The sequence below is a fragment of the Delftia sp. WY8 genome, assembly GCF_018437695.1.
Classification (GTDB): Bacteria; Pseudomonadota; Gammaproteobacteria; order Burkholderiales; family Burkholderiaceae_C; genus Comamonas; species Comamonas tsuruhatensis.
The window spans coordinates 341983-360248 of sequence record NZ_CP049795.1 but is presented as its reverse complement, the minus strand read 5'-3'; the positions used below and the strand labels follow the sequence as shown (position 1 = coordinate 360248).

The window sequence follows — 18266 nt, the reverse complement described above, 5'->3', positions numbered from 1 at the left end:
TCTCGCCGACGACTCTTTGCGCGTGCCAAGCCTGCCAGCCTGCGAAGCTCGAAGGAGCAATGCATGGCAGATCAAAATTGGTGGGAACAGGCGCCGCTGGCGAACGACAGTGGAAAAGAAAGCTGGTGGGAGCAGGCCCCGCTTGCCGAGCAACCGAAGGTAGAGGAGGGGCCGAAGCCAAAATCTCAGGGCATCGGCGGCTATGTGGCGGATGCCATCACCGACGTATTCAAGCGCGCGGGCGGCGCGGCACTCTCCGGCGTGGCCTCCATGCCCGAGGCGGCGCAGTCGGGCCTGCGCGCTACGGTGCGCAGCGGCGCCGGCGGTGACCCTGCCACGGTCATGCCCGGCGGCGCTTTCATCCCAGGCATTGACACAGACGAGGCCATCAACGGCCCCATGACGCAGCAGCAGCGCGACCGCCGCGAGCTGCAGGCCGAGCGCGCGGCCGTGGGTGTGCGCCTGCCGGGCGCCGAGGCGCTGGCCCGCGCTGGCCGCGATGCGCAGAAGGCCATCCACGACACGACCAGCCAGGCCACACAGGACGCCGTGGCCAACTCCCAGATCACGGGGAACCTGCTCAAGGGTGAGATCGATTTCGGCAAAGACCCGTCCGTGCGCGGCTTCCTGATGCAGGGCGCTGATGTGTTCGGCAGCATGTTCCCAGTCGTGGCCACGGCGCTGGCCACGCGCAGCCCGAGCGCGGCGGGCGCGGTGGGCGGGGCCATGGCGGCAGGCGAGGGCGTGGAGAACGCCCGGGAGTTCATCTCCAAGCAGTCTCACGAGCAGCTGCTGGACACCAGCCCGCTGTACCGCCGCATGATCGATGCCGGCGCGCAGCCCGACGAGGCGCGGCGCATCACCAGCGCCAAGGCCGAGGATGCCTCGGCGCTGCTGCAGGGCGCGGTGGCCGCGTTCGGCGACCGCTTCACCGGCAAGCTGGTGACGGGTGGCCTGGACCCGCTGCTGGCCCGCGTGACCGGCCGCTCGGTGCTGGGCAAGACGGCGGCCGGCGCGGGCATCTCGGCGCTGGAGGAGGGAACGCAGGAGCTGGCCGAAGGCGTGGCCTCGGACCTGGGCACCAAAAGCGTTGCCCACGGCAAGGAAATCGGCGAGGACTCGGCCGCCAACTTCGTGCTGGGCGCGCTGGGCGGATCTGCTCCGGGTGCTGCCCGGGGCGTGGTGGCCGGCGTGAAGGATCGTAGGGGCGGCCAGGCGGACTCCGGCGGTCGCAGCACGGTCATCGACGTGACCTACAAGGACGCCGAAGGCAAGACGGTCACGGACGTGGCCACGACCGCAGACGCCTCCCCAGGTGACGGCGCCGCAGCTGCGCCCGTGCAGGACGCCCAGGCCTCGGCGCCTGTCGCGGCGCCGGCTGCGCCGCAGACGGAGCAGCAGCGCGTGCAGCAGCCCGATGGCACGCCCGAATCCATGGACAGCACCACGGCGGCCACGCGCCTGGCCGAGCTGGAGGTGATCGACAGCACCACGGGACTGAACCCTGTGCAGCAGGAGGAGCGCGCAGCGCTGGCCCAGCGCCTGGTGCAGGACGCTGCGCGCGAGGACGAGCTGGAAGCTCTGGGCGATGAGCCCCAGGCCGTGGCCGCCGAAGCTGCGGCGGCCGAACAGGCCCCGGCGTTTGATCCGGGTGCAGTGCGGTCCAAGACCTGGCCCCAGTTTGTGCACGAGCGCGGCGAGAAGGTGGCCACCCTGCGCCGGGGCACGCCCATCTGGGACCAGCTGCAGCACGAATGGGCTGCCGTGAAGACGCGCCGCGCCGGCACCAACCCCGAAGGCACTGGCGCCGCCGGCGCGCCTGTGCAGGAGATCCAGAACCGCGACCGCAGCCGGCCTGCCAGCGTGGTGCAGATGCAGGGCATGGCCCAGAACCCCGATTACCTGCGGCTGGGCGTCTCGCGCAGCCCTGAATCGGGCGCTCCCATGGTGTTCGCCGTGGGCGACCAGGCCGACGCCGTGCAGGCGCTGGGCCGGGCCGACGTGGCTGTGATGAGCGATGGCCAGCGCGTGCCGTTCCGCTATGGCGTGATGGAGGCAGCCGATGTGCAGCCGTCCAACTTCGCGGACGGCGCCGTCAATCCGCTGTTCGACGCAGCGCACCCGGGCACCGTGAAGGCCCTGAACAACGGCCGTGTGGCAGGCCTGCGCGCAGCCTACGAGCGCGGCACGGCCTACGCCTACCGGCAGGAACTGGCCGCCGACAGCGACATGCACGGCATCGACCCGGCCGCCATCGAGGGCATGCAGGCCCCTGTGCTGGTGCGCCTGTATTCCGAGAAGGACAACCAGGTCAACATGGGCGCCAAGAGCCAGAGCCAGGCCCTGGGCCTGTCCGCCACGGAGCAGGCCGCCACGGACGCGGCCCTCGTGGACGGCGGCGTGCTGGAGGTGTTCGACAGCGGAGCCCTGGACAGTGCGGCCAACCGGGATTTCGCGCGGGCATTCATCGGCAAGCTGCAGGAGCATGGCCAGGACGTGGCCGGCATGATGGACGCCAACGGCGCGCTCTCGCCGGCCGGCGTCACCCGCCTGCAGGCCGCTCTCGTGCACAAGGCCTACGGCGACGGCGACCTGGTGGAATCGCTGTTCGGCAGCACGGACAACGACATACGCGCGATTGGCGAATCCCTCAAGGCCGTGGCCGGCGAGTGGGCCAACCTGCGCCTTGCGGCCGAGCGCGGCGCCATCAACGCCGAGGTGGACGTGACCGAGAACCTGCTGCAGGCCATCCGCCTTGTGCAGAAGGCCCGGCGCGAGCGCGCGGCCCTGCACGATGCCGTGCAGCAGGTGGACATGCTGACGGGCGACGTGCCCGATGCCCTGACCGTGGGCATGCTGCGCCTGCTGTACAGCGGCCACTACCTGACCCGGCCCGTGGGCCGCGACCGCCTGGTGGAGTCCCTGCGCGCATACATGGGCGCAGCCTTGGCGACATCGGCCAGCGGTGATATGTTCGGCGAGCAGGTTGGCCCTGCCGCGATCCTTGCCGCACTGAGCGGCCAACCCGTCCCACAGCGACAACAGACCAATGACACAAGCACCGAATCCCAGCAAGCCCCAGCCCCGCAAGGCAGCCGAGAACCCCCTGGCAGCGATGCTGCTGGGGAGCGTGCTGATGCAGCAGGGCCAGAAGCACGGCGACAAGAGCCAGACGGAGCAGGGCGAGCAGCTGCTGGAGATCGCGCAGAACGCCCAGGGCAAGAAGCCGACGCCGACAGCGGCGCCGTAGCGCCCGCGCTGGAGCTTTCCAGCTACACCCCCGAAGAAATCCAAGCCCAGCAGGCCGAGCAGCAGGAGGCCGAGCAGCGCCGTGCGCGCGAGGATGCCCAGGCCGAAGCCCAGGCGCGGGCCGAGCGCGAGCGCAAGGAAGTGGCCGAGCGCCAGGCTGCCAGCGCGGAGCACTTCCAGCTGGGCCAGGATGCGAACGACTCCCTGAGCGGGCAAAAAGGCATCTTCGATGCGCCGGCCGAAGCCGAGCCGGCCCAGCGCCACGATCTGGAAGCCATGTTCGATGAAGTGCTGGACGAGGTGGTCACGGAGCGCCAGGCCTCGCCGCGCTCCGGTGACTCGGTGCCCCACGGCAAGGCCTTGACGCAGGAGGCCGCCCAGGCTGCGGCCCTGGACTATCTGCGCTGGCTCGGCGCGAAGGCGCCCGGGGATGTGCGCCCCGGCATCTATGGCGGCTACACATTTGAGGGTGGCCCCGGCGCCGTGCGCGTGAAGGCCGGGCACATCAAGGTCGATGGCCAGGACCGCCTGCAGTTCCCGATTCAGCGCCTGCTGAAGCTGGCCGACCCGGCCAAGTCCAAGCCGCGCGGCAAGGCCGCCGCGCAGGAAGCCGAGCGCGCAGCTTATTTCACGCCGGGCAACATCGTCCGAAGCCAAGACGGCACGCATGACCGCGTTGTCTCGTACACGGCGCCCGATGCGGATGGCCGCTGGAGCGTCACCGTGCGTCCTGTGGAAAAGGAAGGCGATGCATGGGTGGATGTGCCAGGTCTGCGCGAACGCACCCACGGCACGCATCCCGATGCCCGTGCCTTGAAGGCCGGCCCGGTCGCTCAGGTGCAGCCCGAGCGCGGCCCAGGCGAGGCCCTGGCCAGCGCAGCCAAGAATGCCGGCGCGGGCCTGGCCGCCGCCATCGATGGGCTGGGTGAGCTGTTCGGTGGCGCGGGCAAGCTCGGCTCCGGCCTGTCCTTCGACGAGCAGACCTACGCCAAGGCCAAACCGCTGTTTGCCCAAGCCGTGGCCAACCTGCAGGACGCCGGTACCGACCTGCGCGATGCCATGCGCGCCGTGGTGCGCATGGTGGTGGACAAGTTCGGCCCCGAGGCGGCCGGCCGCATGAAGCCCTATGTGGTGCGCTACGTCGAGGACATGCGCGACAGCCAGGCGCGGGCACCCGACAATACCCCCAACGAAAAGGACATCCCCCATGTATCAGACACCGCTGCCCATCTGGAACGACATCGCCCTGAGCCAGCCCCTGTTTCCGCCGATGCGCGAGCTGTTCGCGGCGACCCCCGAGACGCTGCCGGCGATGATCGGCAAGCACCTGGACAAACCGGCCGAGGCGATGGGCCTGGACGATCCGACGACTCTGGCGTTCAGGCTGGTGATGCCGCTGTTCGTGGAAAACGAAGCGATCAGCGCGTACATCGAGGAGATGCACCAGCCGCAGCTGCGCAGCAGCTTGCCGGAACTGACAACAGTCAGGGAGTGCTTGGAGCTGGCAGCGATGGAGTACCGGCTCGACCAGTCACAGCTGGCCAGCTTGCAGCGATCACTCGTACAGCACGCGCAGCGACTCGAAACCGAAGCGATAGCAGCGATGAACGCAGCGCAGAACGCGCAGTAGATCCGGCGGTTGCGCCCAGCGCGGGCGAGGCCGCGCACCTGGCCAACGTGCGCGCGGCACTGCCGCAGCTGCTGCCCGGCCAGCAGGAGGATGTGGCGAAGACGGAGCGCGCCTTTGCCGCCGGCCCGGGCATGCTGCTCACCAATGGCACAGGCACCGGCAAGACCTTCTCAGGCCTGGGCGCCGTGCGGCGCTTCGTGGACGCCGGCAAAAACAACATCCTGGTTGTCGTGCCCGATGACAAGATCGGTGCAGACTGGATGCACTCGGGCCGCGCGCTGGACCTGGACATCCAGCAACTGCCCGACTCGACGGTGGCCGGGCGTGGCGTGACGCTGACAACATACGCCAACCTGGGCATGAACGACGCCCTGGCCGGCCGGGCCTGGGATCTTGTGGTGGCCGACGAGGCCCACACCCTCATGTCATCGCAGGAGGCCACGCCCACGGCCGCGCTCGCGCGGCTGCGGGCGATCACCATGCATCCGGACGGCGCCCATGCGCGCTACCAGATGCTGTATGCGGCCGACCTGCAGGCCGCCGCGGAGCTGCGCCAGAAGGCCGACGATGCGCGCGAAGCCGGCAAGACCGACCAGGCCGAGCGGCTTGAGGCACGGGCCAGGGCCGCCTTCGAGAAGCTGCTGGCGGACCTGCAGGCCGTGCGCGACGATGTGGCCGCGGCGCGTGGCGACGGCCGCCGCACCAAGCTGCTGGCCTTGTCGGCCACGCCGTTCGCCTACGAGCTGAACGTGGACTGGGCCAATGGTTACCTGTTTGACTACGACGACGGGCGCAGCGACGAGTCCCGGGAGTTCCGGGGATACAACGAAGGCGGCAACCGCGAGCAGTTTTTCATGCAGCACTTCGGCTACCGGATGCGCTACAACAAGCTGACGCAGCCCGAGGTCGGCGTGGACCGGGGCCTGATGCAGCGCCAGTTCAACACCTGGCTCAAGCGGCGCGGCGTTCTGTCCTCGCGCCTGCTGGACGTGAAGGCCGACTACGACCGCCGGTTCGTTCTGTTCGATTCCGCAATCGGTAACCGGATCGATGAGGCTTTCACCTGGCTGGCAGACCATCGGCGCGACAGCACCGGCCACGCCAAGCTGGAAGAGCTGGTGAACAAGCAGGTGGACTACCTGACGCGCCGCTACCTGCTGGAGGCCATCAAGGCCACGGAGGCCGTGCCCATCGTGCGTGCCCACATGGCCCTGGGCCGCAAGGTGGTTGTGTTCCATGACTACATCAAGGGCGGCGGCGTCAACCCTTTCGCGCTGGATCTGGGCCTTGTGGACGCGGGGGACCGGGCGGCCGTGGCCAGTGCGCTGGCCGAGTTCCAGGGCCAGTTCGGCGACCTGGAGCGCGCTCAGCTGCACAAACTGCCGTCGCCCCTGCAGGTGTTCCGCCAGGAGTTCCCCGAGCTGCTGGTGGTGAACGGCCGGGAGAAGCGCCGCGACAACCTGGCCGCATACGAGGCCTTCAACGACGACGGGCGCGGGCCGAGCGTAATGCTCGTGCAGTCGGCCAAGGACAAGGGCTGGAGCGGCCACGACACCACGGGCAAACACCAGCGCGTGCTCATCAACCTGGGCCTGCCGACCTCGCCCACGAAGTCCATCCAGCAGGAGGGCCGCGTCTACCGCACTGGCCAGATCAGCAACGCCATCATGCGCTACCTGAACACAGGCACGTCATGGGAGCGCACGGCCTTTGCCTCGACCATCGCCACGCGCGCAGCCACGGCCGAGAACCTGGCCCTGGGCGAGCTGGCGCGCTCGCTGCAGGACGCCTACGTGCAGGCCTTCGAAGAGGCCGACACCTACGAACCCGGCCACGAGGGCGAGGGCACGGGTGGCAAGGACATGGACCGCGCCCGCAACAACGTGATCTCGGAATGGGACCGTGCGCGGAGCCTGTATTTCTCCCAGCAGAAGAAGACCAGCGCGACCAAGGCGCGCGAGGGTGCGGACTACTTCGCCACGCCCGAGCCGCTGGGCTTGAAGATGGTGGAATGGGGCGACGTGCGCGAAGGCGAGGACACGGCCGAGCCTTCAGCCGGCCATGGTGCTATCGCGCGCTGGCTGCCCACGCACTCGCGCCGGACCATGGTGGAGCCGTCGCCCGTGCTGCGCTCGCGCCTGGCCCTGGCCGACGTGCGCGACAGCGACCGCATCGTGGCGGGCAGCTTCGAGGACCTGGCAGCGGCCAACAAGTACGACGTGATCGCCATGAACCCGCCATTCGGTACCGCCGGCCGCACGGCCGTGGACCACCTGGCCAAGGCATACAGCCATCTGCGCGAGGGCGGGCGTGTCGTTGCCATTATTCCGGCGGGCCCAGCTGCCGACAAGAAGCTGGAGGCCTGGCTCTACGAGCGGGCGGACAAGGCCGGCCAGGACGGGGAGCGCCCTTACACAAAGCCCGAGCTGCACCGTGCGGCCGACGTGCTGCTGCCGGCGTCCACGTTCAGCCGCGCGGCGGCCGGCGTCATGACGCGCGTGGTGGTGCTGGACAAGCTGGCCAAGGGCGAGCAGCCCACTCGCGCGCACCGGCAGATCGATTTGACCGATGCGGCCAGCGTGGAGGAGCTTTTCGAGCGGCTGGAACACCTGGACCTGCCCGCGCGCACCAAGCCTCGGCAGGCAGCTGCAGCTGCAACTGCTGGGCCAGCGCCTGCAGGCGCCCAGCCGGCCACGGCGCCCAGCACGGCCGCCCCACAGGCCCAGTCCGCGCCGGCCCAACCGGCCACGGGGGAGCCTGGCTCCCTGAGCGGCCAGCTGCCGCGCGAAGGCCGCCCGCTGGTCACGCACACGACCAAGAGCGGCAAGCCTCTGCAGGGCATCGTCGTGCAGGGCATTGATCGCGACACGGCCATGCTCTACGACGCCTACACGTTCAAGAAGGACGGCGGGTATTTCATTCGGGCCAAGCACCTTGCGCGCGAGGACGTGGGTTTCCGGCGCGGCGAGAGCGCCGTGGCGCCGGCCATGACGGCCGACCTGGCGCAGGAACTGCTGCGCATTGCTGGCAGCACGGTGCCAGCTGGTGCCCGTGCTGCGCAGCAGGCGCCCATGGCGCGCACGCAGAAGGTCGTGGACGAAGTGCGCAAGGCCTGGGCCAATGCGCCGCGTGTCAACGTGGTGTTCGACCTGCAAGACCCGCGCGTGCCCCAGGAGGCGCGCGACACGGAACGGCTGCAGGCCGCCGAGGGAGCGGAGGGCGTGCCCAAGGGCTTCTACTTCGATGGGGAGGTCTACCTGGTGGCCAGTCAGCTGGCCACGCCCGAGGAAGCGGCCCGCGTGCTGTACCACGAGGCGCTGGGCCACCACGGCCTGCGCGGTGCCTTCGGCGAGAAGCTGGACGCGGTGCTGGACCAGATCATCGTGGCCCGCCCGCGCGAGGTGCGCGCCAAGCTGCAGGAGTATGGCGAGCTGGACGACCTGGTGGGCCGGCGCTACGCCGCGGAGGAGGTGCTGGCCGAGATGGCCGAGACACGGCCTCAACTCGGCTTTGTCCGGCGCGCCGTCGCCGCCATCCGCGCCTGGCTGCGCGCCCATGTGCCCGCGCTGCGCGACCTGGCCATGACGGACGCGGAGATCATCCGCGACTTCATCCTGCCGGCGCGCCGCTGGGTGGAGCGTGGCGCCCTGGCTGCCGCCTCGGCGCCGGCGGCAAAGCCTGCGTTCAGCCTGGACAGCGGCGCGGGCCGCCGCGCGTTGCTGGAGCTATCCGAGCTGGACGACCTTTTCACCTTCCCCAAGTCGGAGCTGACGGACCTTGCTGCCATCGCTCACGAGCACGACCCCGAGATCCTCGTCAGCAAGCCGGTCAGCATCGCCGGGCGCCAGGAGTACACGCTCACCATGTCGGGCGGCAAGAAGGCCATTCTGTCGGTGCGCCAACCGAACCCTTATGGCGGCGAGCAGGTCTACGACATGCTCTATACCGCCGAGGGCATGGAGGCCGTCACCGGCCGGCCTGGCGTGAACCCCGAGGACGTGCCGCCCACGCCCGACGTGTGGCTGGACGTGTCGCGGCTGGACCAGGGCGACTCGGGCGCCATGGCCTACAGCATCGCCTCGACCTTCGCGCACAACACGGACAGCATCTTCATCGGCGACCCGCACGGCCTGAGCAAGACCGCGCTGCGCCGCCGGCTGGAGCAGATGATTTCCAGCGCGCTGAAGTTCGGCACCACGCGCCACCTGGCGCCGCATCCCGACCAGGTGCGCGGCGGTCACGGTGTGCCCGGCCTGCGATGGGTCTATGGGGATGACGTGGGCAATGTGGAGCGCATGATTGCGGCCAGTGTGGGCGCAATGGATAATGCGTTTCCAACCTCCAGCCAAATCGAATATGACGCAGACAGTGGATCGTTCCGACTTTCCCATTCCGGGAAGCAACTATCAAGACAGCAACTGGCTGGCTTGGTTGGACAATCCATCCGAGCAAGACGTGAAGTGGCTGGAAGCGGACCGGCAGAAGCGGAAGCTGGCTGGCGAACAGTTGCGCGAGCGGCTGTCTGGCGTGCCCTTCTACGCCGAGCGGGCGGCCAGGACCAAGGCAGTCGAGGGCAGCGAGGCTCCCTACTGGGAGAGTTTGTTGAGCGGCACGCACAAGTTCTAACCGACCCCAGCCGCAGCCGCCGGGTTTTCTACAGCCGCGGCCCCGCTGCCGGCGCGGCCACGCCGGTACAGTCCAAGGGCCTGCTCGGCCGCATGCAGGACAAGGTGGCCTACCTTACCGGCTACCGTTCCGTCGATGACTTCCTCTACGCCTGGCAGGACAAGTTCATCGACCTCAAGCGCATTCAGGAGCACATCAAGGCCCTGAACGGCACGGTCAGCGAGACGAATGACGCCTACCGAGGCGAGGAGCTGTACCACAAGCGCGTGGCCAAGCGCACGGCCAACTTCCTGCGCGACGAAGTGCAGCCGCTGCTGCGGCGCCTGAACGCCACGGGCGTGGCCATCGAGGAGCTGGAGCGCTTCCTGCACGCCCGCCATGCGCCCGAGGCCAACCGCGTCATGGCCGAGCGCAACCCGGGCGCCCAGCAGCTGCAGGCCCAGCGCGAGGCCGCCAGCAAGACCGTGGAAGATCTGCGCCGCCAGCTGCAGCGCGCCCAGGCCCGAGGCATGGCCACCGGCCCGGTGCAGAAGGCGCTGGGCCAGGCCCTCATCGACAAGGACCGCTGGGACGGCGCGGAGGCCTTCGCCGGCACAGAGGAGGAACGCCTGTCCCTGTCGGGCATGAGCGATGCAGAGGCAGCGACGGTGATGGCCGGCTATAGCCCGGAGCAGCGCCAGGTGCTGGACGAGCTGGCTGCACGCGTGGACCGGATGAGCGAGGGCACGCTGCAGACGCTGGAGAACTACGGGCTCATGGACCAGGCCACGCTGACGGCCTGGCGCAAGACCTATCAGCACTACGTGCCCCTGCACCGCGACGAAGCCCACCCGGAGAGCAAGGCCCACCCCATCGGCCAGGGGTTCAGCACCAAGGGCGATGCGGCCAAGAAGCGCACGGGCTCGAACGAGCGCGTGACCAACATCCTGAGCCACATCGTCATGCAACGGGAGGCGGCGCTGACGCGCGGCGAAAAGAACAATGTGGTCAAGCGCCTGTACCTGCTGGCCGCCCAGAACCCGGACAAAGACCTGTGGAGCCTGGAGCTGCCCAAGAAAAAGGCGCTGGACCCCGATACCGGCCTGGTGCGCACGATGGTGGACCATGCGGCCAAGCTGCGCGCCAATGTCGTGTCGGTGCGCATCGGCGGCAAAGACCAGTACATCGTCTTCAACGAGCGCAACGAGAAGGCCGTGCGCCTGGCCGTGGCCATGAAGAACTTGGACGCCATGGAGTTGGACCGATTCACGCGGGGCGTGGCCTGGATCACGCGCTGGTTCGCGTCCGTGAACACACAGTACAACCCGGTGTTTGGCGTCATGAACCTGACGCGCGACCTGCAGGGGGCCATGCTGCAGCTGTCCATCACGCCGCTGGCCGGCAAGCAGGCCGAGGTGTTCCGCAATATCCGGCGCAACATCCGCGCCATTTACAAGGACCTGCGCCGCGAGCGCCGGGAGGAAGGCGCCGGCACGAGCGAATGGGCCAAGCTGTGGGAGCAGCTGCAGCTGGACGGTGGCACCACCGGATACCGTGACCTGCACGCCGATCCCAAGGACCGCGCCAAGGCACTGCAGAAAGCGCTGGACCAAGTGGGCGAGGGCAAGGTGATCGGCAGCGGCCGCGCGCTGCTGAACTGGCTGTCGGACTTCAATGAAACCCTGGAAGCCACGACGCGCCTTGGCGTCTACAAGGCGGCCCTGGACCAGGGCATCAGCCGCCAGGAGGCCGCGAGCATCGCCAAGAACATCACGGTGAACTTCAACCGCAAGGGCCGGAACATGCCTGTGGCCGGCGCGCACTTCGCTTTTCTGAATGCGGCAATCCAGGGCAACAAGCGCATGCTGGAGACGCTGGCGGGGCCGGCTGGCCGCAGGATCATGATGGGAGGGGTGGCCCTGGGCATGGTGTCGGCCATGGCCGGCTACCTGATGATGGGCGGGGGGGATGGTGCAGACGACGAATGGAAGAAGATCCCGGACTTTGTGAAAGAGCGGTCCATCATCATTCCGCTCGGCCGGCAGGACTATGTGGCCATCCCTCTGCCGTTGGGGTTCCATGTGTTCCCCAACGTCGGGCGCACTATCGTGGAGATGGCCGTGCACGACGACCCGACAAAAAGCCGAATGGGTCACGTCCTGGACATGGCCGTGCTGGCCATGGATGCCTACAACCCGCTGGGCGGCTCTTCAAACCTGGGGCAGTTGGTGTCCCCCACCTGGCTCGATCCCACGGTGGAGCTGTGGCAAAACAAGGACTGGACGGGCCGGGAGATCTACCGGGAAGACCGCGACTCGAAGACCCCCACACCGGGTGACGCCCGAGCGAAGGACGCGACGGCCTGGCCCTACAGGGCTGCGGCTCGCCTTGCCAACGCGGCTTCTGGCGGCAACGAGTGGCGGCCGGGCGAGTTCAGCCCCACGCCCGAGGCCATCGAGTACCTGTTCGGGCAGGTCACAGGGGGCGTGGGTCGGGAGGCTTCGAAGGTCGTCGGCATGGCGACAGCGGCCTGGACGGGGGAGGACTTGGCCGCGCACCAGCTCGTGCTGGTCGGCCGGGTCTATGGCAACTCGCGCGGCGTGAACGGGCAGAGCGCTGGCTACTACGAGAACGTCAAGCGCATCAATCTGAGCATGGCCGAGGCGAAGGGGCGGGTGGAACGAGGAGAGGAGGCAGATGCGGTGCTGCTGGATGTGCCGCTGGCCCAGCTAGATGGGGCTGCGGGCCTGGTGGACAGGCACATATCCAATCTGGTGAAGGCGCGCCGGCGCATCCAGGTGAGCGATGCCCCGGACAAACGGGACCAGGTCAAGGCCATCAATCTGGAAATTGAGCTGTCAATGCGGCAGTTGAACCAGGGGGTTGAGGACGTGCTTGGAAATTTACGGGGACTGTGATGCAGGCAGCAGGGCTCTACTGGAGTGCAACTGCAGCTGACCATTAGATGTTCAGTCGCACGGTAAGATGGTATTGATGAAATCTAAGGCGGCTCGACTTTCTATATGTCAGAGCCACATAGTCGTCACTCGTGCAACAAGGCTGGCAGCTGCCCAATGAAACTGCGCGCTGCCAGCATTAGTGATGAATTTCATCTATAGAAACAATACACTAGAAACTTCAGAGAGCCACTACGTTGCTATTAATAGAGTTGTCTATTGAGAACTGCAAATTTTCTTCTATCACATATGTAATGTGATGATTGGTATCTACAGATATCCAGAAGGCGTGTGTTTTAGGTGTGAGGCCTGCGACAGCATTGACAATTTGCTTGTCCCCCCAGCTGTAGTTTGGATCTTTGTAGTAAATGGATGAAATCACTCTTTCAGCCAATTTATAAAATTGACCGAACTTATCCCCCAGGGAAACGGAGTGTCCACGCGCTATGAAAAAATGCTCGTCGATGGTATACCGTATTTTACCATTTGAGTGCTTGTTTCTTACGCCTTCATTGCTTTGAGGGCCTCGAATAGCATAGTCTCCATATATTATTTTATTCCGACGTCCAACCGCTGATTTTGAAATCATTTTCCAAGCCGCCATTTCTTTGCGCCGGAATTGACCTTCTGTGTCTGTGGTTTGGATGGCTTTATCGACTGTGGCAGGTAAGCTGCACGCCGCCGTAATGAAAAACTTGAAATTCATTATTTCAAGCACATTAATTACACGCGCTATTTCATCATGGATCTCAGAAACTTTTTTGGAATAGACATCGCCAAAATCAATAAGTATGCAGCATTTGGACGGGTGTAGCTCTAGATCATCAAGAATAGATTCTATGTTTTCCTGAAGAAGGTCTGGCTCAAGAGAGTCCTCTATTGCTGAATAGTCCAGCCTCAGGCAAGTTAGGGGAAATCTAGTGTAATTAAAGAGGCGTGTGGCGGCTCTATAAGTTGCATCTTCCCAGCGATCATAACCAATTACCGGAATGGCAATCACGCCTTTTGCTGTAAGTTGATTAATCAAATAGCTGAAAACGTGTTCCCCCGTTTCTATATTTGCATTGCCTAACCAATGATAGGAGTCAACCATGGCCATGAGTCCAGAGCTGACAGATGCAATTCTCGAGATTGCATAATCAATCATCGTTTTGGCGGGAGTTCCAAATTCATAGAGATACTTTGGTGCACCATCACCTGAAGGAACCCTCGGAATATCGAACAAGGGAATAATGCGGCGCCGTATTGCTGGTTCGATATTTTCTAAAGCTATTTTTTCGGCGTCCAGAGCCTTCAATAAAGGGACATATTGCAATTTCATATTATACCTCGCATGTTTTTAAATCGCGTAATAGATTTCTGACTTCGTCTCTTCCAACAAGTTCTGAGAACAAGGAATAGTTTCCGCTTTCTCGTCGAATTCTTCCGGCAATTATCGCGGGGTGTATGCGAAGCTCCTTAGCTAGTTGCTCAATATTCTGGCGGTTTGGCGATATGAATGCATTACTCCGCCTCCATAGAGCGCGAGGTATGAATGCTTCGCGTGCCAATCTGTTTGCTTCAGCCTCCCTTTTATCTTCTGATTCGGAGTCTAAGTCATCCAAAAAAGCCTCGTCAACACCAACGTGCTTCCATATATGAGCCAACTCATGCAGCAACGTAAACCAAAAATTATCTAAACGATCATGTCGCAGCGTTATTGCAATAATTGGAGTTCCATCGGAATCAAGTAAAGCAGCACCATCAAGGTGTGTTCCTTTCAAATGATCCTCTATTACTACTGCAATCCCATGCTTCTCCAAATACTCTATAGCTAGAAGAGGCCCCTTATCAAACCAGCTTAATTGAGCGACATCCCTTAAAAAATCAGCCGAAAGTTGATCTTTGCTAAATGGGCCAAGGGAAACCTTTCGTCTTCTAGCTAGAATAACAGCCCTGGCAAGCCATGCATATAAAGAATATTTTGTAGTGGGCGTTGTTGCCTCTCCAGATATTCTTCGTCTAAATGCAGCAGCCCCGAAATTTAAGCCGGCTTCTTCAATAAATCCCTTGACGGCTTTTTCAACACTATCTGCTCCCTTCTTCATTGCTGAATTAAGCCAGCCGCGCTGGTTAATTTCCTTTAATGGGAATTTCTCCCATTCCATGTCACTTTTTATCTCTTCAGCAGTGCTGGAGTTAATTCCAACCAAAGTCTCTGTGGAAATTCCTAATCCAACAGATAGATCTCTAATCATTTGAACGGTAAGAGATCTTTTTCGCGACAGAATTTCTGAAACTCTACTTTTAGTTCCCAGGTATTGAACTAAGTCTGTTTGACGCAACCCTTTCTCTCTCATTCTGAATAATATTGCATCAATTGGATCTGGTAATTCGACGGGGTATTTATTCCGTTCGTACGATTCAATAAGAACACTCAGAAGCTCTAGCCTATCGCTATCGATAGTGCCGAGAGAGGGGGCATTCGCCATCAGCATCTGTATTTCGGCCAGATACTGATGGTATTGATCTTCGGTTCTAATTATTTTAGCTTCCATTTGCATTATTCTCACGTAGATCTATTACGCAGGCGATTCCTTGGGGAAAAACAATGTTCAGCTCAAGCGATAAATTAAGATCTGCTACAGAAAATACAAAAAAACCTGGCTTTATACACATTGCTCTAGGGAATTGAAAAATCACGTCTTCTGGACCTTTCCAGTGGGCAGAAGATACTTCCGACGCCCACCCCCTCAGCCAACGACACGCGTCAGGTGAAGAATGGTTTAACTTGTGGCGTCCAATCAGTCTCATGATGCTTCTGTTCCCCTTTTGGGAACAATGTACCACATCTCACGGATACCGATTTGGGAACTCATCATAAAATACTATTGTCTTGGAGATTTTGATAGTTTTGTGTTTCGTCATGTTTCGTCAAGTTGGCCCGTTGGCGGAGGGTAAAAAAGCACGCAGTAGAGTCGCAAGCTCTTCTTGACCGAGCACCGCGTGGGTCGCGACGTATATCTTGTATCGCGAGCCACATGTGTCTTCGTGACTGAAACGCTGCTGGTACCAGGAAGGAGCTGCGCCAACCTGTGCTGATCCACTTATGTGAGTGTGATTGGAGCTGGGCGAGCATTGGGCTCCTTGTCGTCAATCGCAGGGGGCAGGCGTGGAACCTAACCTCGCAGGTCGCTAAGGACGGGCTACGGTCAACGGCTGGTGCTTGGCTATTGCTGCCATCTGAGTGCCGCACTGTGAGTAGCTCAGATCAGCCTGAAGCTGGCGATCAAGCCAGTCCGGGACTGTTCCCTCTTGGCCGATCTGTGATGTCCGCTGAAGGATCAGGCCAGACTGCCAGCTCGTAGATACTGGTAGGCGTGTGCAGTGAGTGAACGGTCGCATGACTGCCGCTGTAGCCTCGGCTCACATACCATGACCAAAACCTGCCCGAAGTACGCTGAAATAGGGTGGAAAAGGCATGATCTTAAAAACACTCGGTGGGCGGCCATCGCTGCAAGTTGTTGATGTAAAAGGTGTTTTCTCTTGTGCCTATTTCGGGGGATCGGACTTTTAATCCGTTGGTCGCGAGTTCGAATCTCGCAGGACCCACCAAAGAACACGAGGCCTCGTAGCAATACGAGGCCTTTTTTCTTTGCTATCGAAGAAGTAGCAAGATGGGGCCGAAATTTCCAGGCCGCGTTCCGCAACTCTGGGCGTGTTCCGCAATTCGCCGAACGGGCTTCACCTTCTTGCCGACCTTGTGGCGGATGTACTGGGCGGTCATGCGCTCCGTCGTGTGCTCCAGCCGTATCCCGCCGTCGTCATCCAACGTGGTGGCGGCCGTGGCGCGCAGGCCCCGAGGCTGGAACTGCGCCTTGGGAATGCCGGCGGCATCCCGAGCGGCGTCGAAGCGGTCGCGGAGCATGTTCTTGGTCAGAGGCTGGCCGGCTTCGTTGAGCTGGCCGAGCAGGATTCAAACAAGCCGAGCATGTGTTGCGCGTGTCTGCGGGACGAGCAGGTTGTGGATCGTCTTGACGCCGCGCTACGTCAATCCACTACGGAAATCTTGAGCGCGTACGCCGAAGACTTGCCCTGGCGGGCGGCTGCGCGGTTGAGGAAGACACGCACACGGTAGTCACCGCTGGCGGGCAATGCACCGGTCCATGTGGGGCCGTCTGCCACCTCGCCCCGGTACAGCGCTTCCTCGCTGCCGGGCGGCAGCACGTTGAAGTAGGTGGAGGTGGATTTCGTCTCCATGTGCACGGTCATCTTCTGCCCGGCAACCGCACGCACTATGTAGTCGCGCGCCTGCTCCTTGTTGCCTTGGAGCTTGCCTTGGACAGTCGCGCCCGACGTGCCTTTCTTGAAGGTCACCGCAGTGGACGGAACGTCCGCCTGGGCGATTGCCGGCATTTGTACAAGCGTGAGGGCAGCGAAAAATGCAGCTGCGCAAATTCTGGAAAGCATGCTGATCCTTTCTAAGAGGCACTGATCGCCTCGCTTGCATGCAGGCTACCAGATGATTTTCCGCTTGGGCGCACCCGACGGGCGCGGTTTGCAGGAAGAACTCCGATCAGTGCCGAGGCCTGCCCTGACGGGCCCTCCCGTCGCGCCGCCCCCGCCGATGACGGTAACGGTCATGGTTGTGATGCCTGCAGGCACCGTGCAAAGTTGGGGGCCGCCAGCGGCCGTTGTTGATTTGGTGTTTCTGGTCGCATTTTTCCTCTTCCCTAGATGCCTAGAAATTGAAACGGTACTGATTCCTGAAACTGCCGCGTGGCATCGCCCGAGAAGGTGTGGTTCTGGTCTGGGCCCAGATCCAGCTTGAGAACCTTGCCGGTTTTCTGGCTGAAGTCGAGTGCCTTGAGGTTTATCCAGAAGGTATTTGGCGTCAACGCTGATTCGAAGAAGTAGAGCTTGCGCTGGTGGTCGAAAACGGTTCTCCAGCGGGTTGACGAGATATTGGGTTCCTCGGGCGTATTCAGGCCGTAGGGCACCGAGGCGTTGCGGATCACGCTGAAGACGCTGGCCAGCGCCTTGTTGGGGTCCTGACTTTTGGGGATGGCGTTGACGTAGAAGGATGCGCGGGCAAATCGATCGGCGGCGCGATTGGTGCCGGGCAGCATGGTGGTGCCGCCCACTTGCTGCCAATAGGTGTTGAGAGCCAACTGCTGATCAAACGTCGGTGAATTGGTCATGACCTGGTATTGCCGGCCGTGATGTATCACCTGCCGGCCATTGATGTACTCGACGATGGCACTGTCGCCGCTGGCGTCGGACATCGAGAGATGCAGCGTCGTCAGCCGGTTCTCTCCGGGAACGTTGTCGGAGACGATGGTGAAAGGTTCTTTCTCCAGCGCCGCAACGGCTTCCTGGACGGTGGCGAAGTTGTCCAGCACGTATTGCGCCCAGGCTGCAATGGTCAGGCCAGGCTTGCTGCCCGCACCGAAGGCCGGGTATTGGGACTCCACCAGCCAGAGCAGGTTGGCGTTGAGGCCGGCTTCATTGACTCCATCGGTGGTGGAGACGTCATAGCCCGAGGTGATGACGCTTCCGTATTTGGACGTCCAGCGCAACGAGTTGGGGCCTGCCTTGCCTGAGCGCTCCATTCCACGCGGGAGCACCCAGAGATTGCTGACGATGTCGCTTTTCCAATCCATGGAGCGCGCGGTGACGACCTGGCCATTCGCACCAAGAAAGACAAGGCGGGTGCAGGCCCAGGTGCTGGGCAGGGCCGTAAGGCCGGCAATTCCCATCAGCAATGCGCCCACTACGGGGTGAATCTGCAGTCTGCGTTTCTTCATGGCAACTCCTTTGCAGGCAAATGGACTGGCGCAGTGTAG

The 18266-nt window shown here is 63.0% G+C and carries 6 protein-coding genes; 1 reads left to right on the top strand and 5 read right to left on the bottom strand.

Annotated features, from left to right (window positions below):
• The first annotated feature begins 63 nt into the window (after positions 1 to 63).
• Entirely contained in the window at positions 64 to 12402 is a 12339-nt protein-coding gene (locus tag G4D77_RS30765) for an LPD38 domain-containing protein (protein ID WP_250134250.1), read from the top strand.
• 220 nt (positions 12403 to 12622) lie between these two features.
• Here the strand turns inward: G4D77_RS30765 and G4D77_RS01470 are convergent, their stop codons facing one another.
• The 5 genes from G4D77_RS01470 to G4D77_RS01445 form a co-directional block, all read right to left on the bottom strand.
• Entirely contained in the window at positions 12623 to 13762 is a 1140-nt protein-coding gene (locus G4D77_RS01470; protein ID WP_213757846.1) for a beta family protein, read from the bottom strand.
• A 1-nt stretch (position 13763) separates the two neighbouring features.
• Positions 13764 to 14978: an ImmA/IrrE family metallo-endopeptidase gene (locus G4D77_RS01465; protein ID WP_250134249.1), complete on the bottom strand. Its 1215-nt coding sequence runs from the start codon at positions 14976 to 14978 to the stop codon at positions 13764 to 13766.
• Between the two features lie 1100 nt (positions 14979 to 16078).
• On the bottom strand, positions 16079 to 16348 hold the full coding sequence (locus tag G4D77_RS01455; protein WP_227740759.1) for a site-specific integrase: 270 nt from the start codon (positions 16346 to 16348) through the stop codon (positions 16079 to 16081).
• Positions 16349 to 16470: 122 nt separating this feature from the next.
• Positions 16471 to 16890, bottom strand: coding sequence for a hypothetical protein (locus G4D77_RS01450; RefSeq protein ID WP_154834431.1), 420 nt, complete (start codon positions 16888 to 16890; stop codon positions 16471 to 16473).
• A gap of 263 nt (positions 16891 to 17153) precedes the next feature.
• Complete coding sequence (locus G4D77_RS01445; protein WP_154834430.1) at positions 17154 to 18227, bottom strand: linear amide C-N hydrolase; 1074 nt, start codon at positions 18225 to 18227, stop codon at positions 17154 to 17156.
• Between the last annotated feature and the right edge of the window lie 39 nt (positions 18228 to 18266).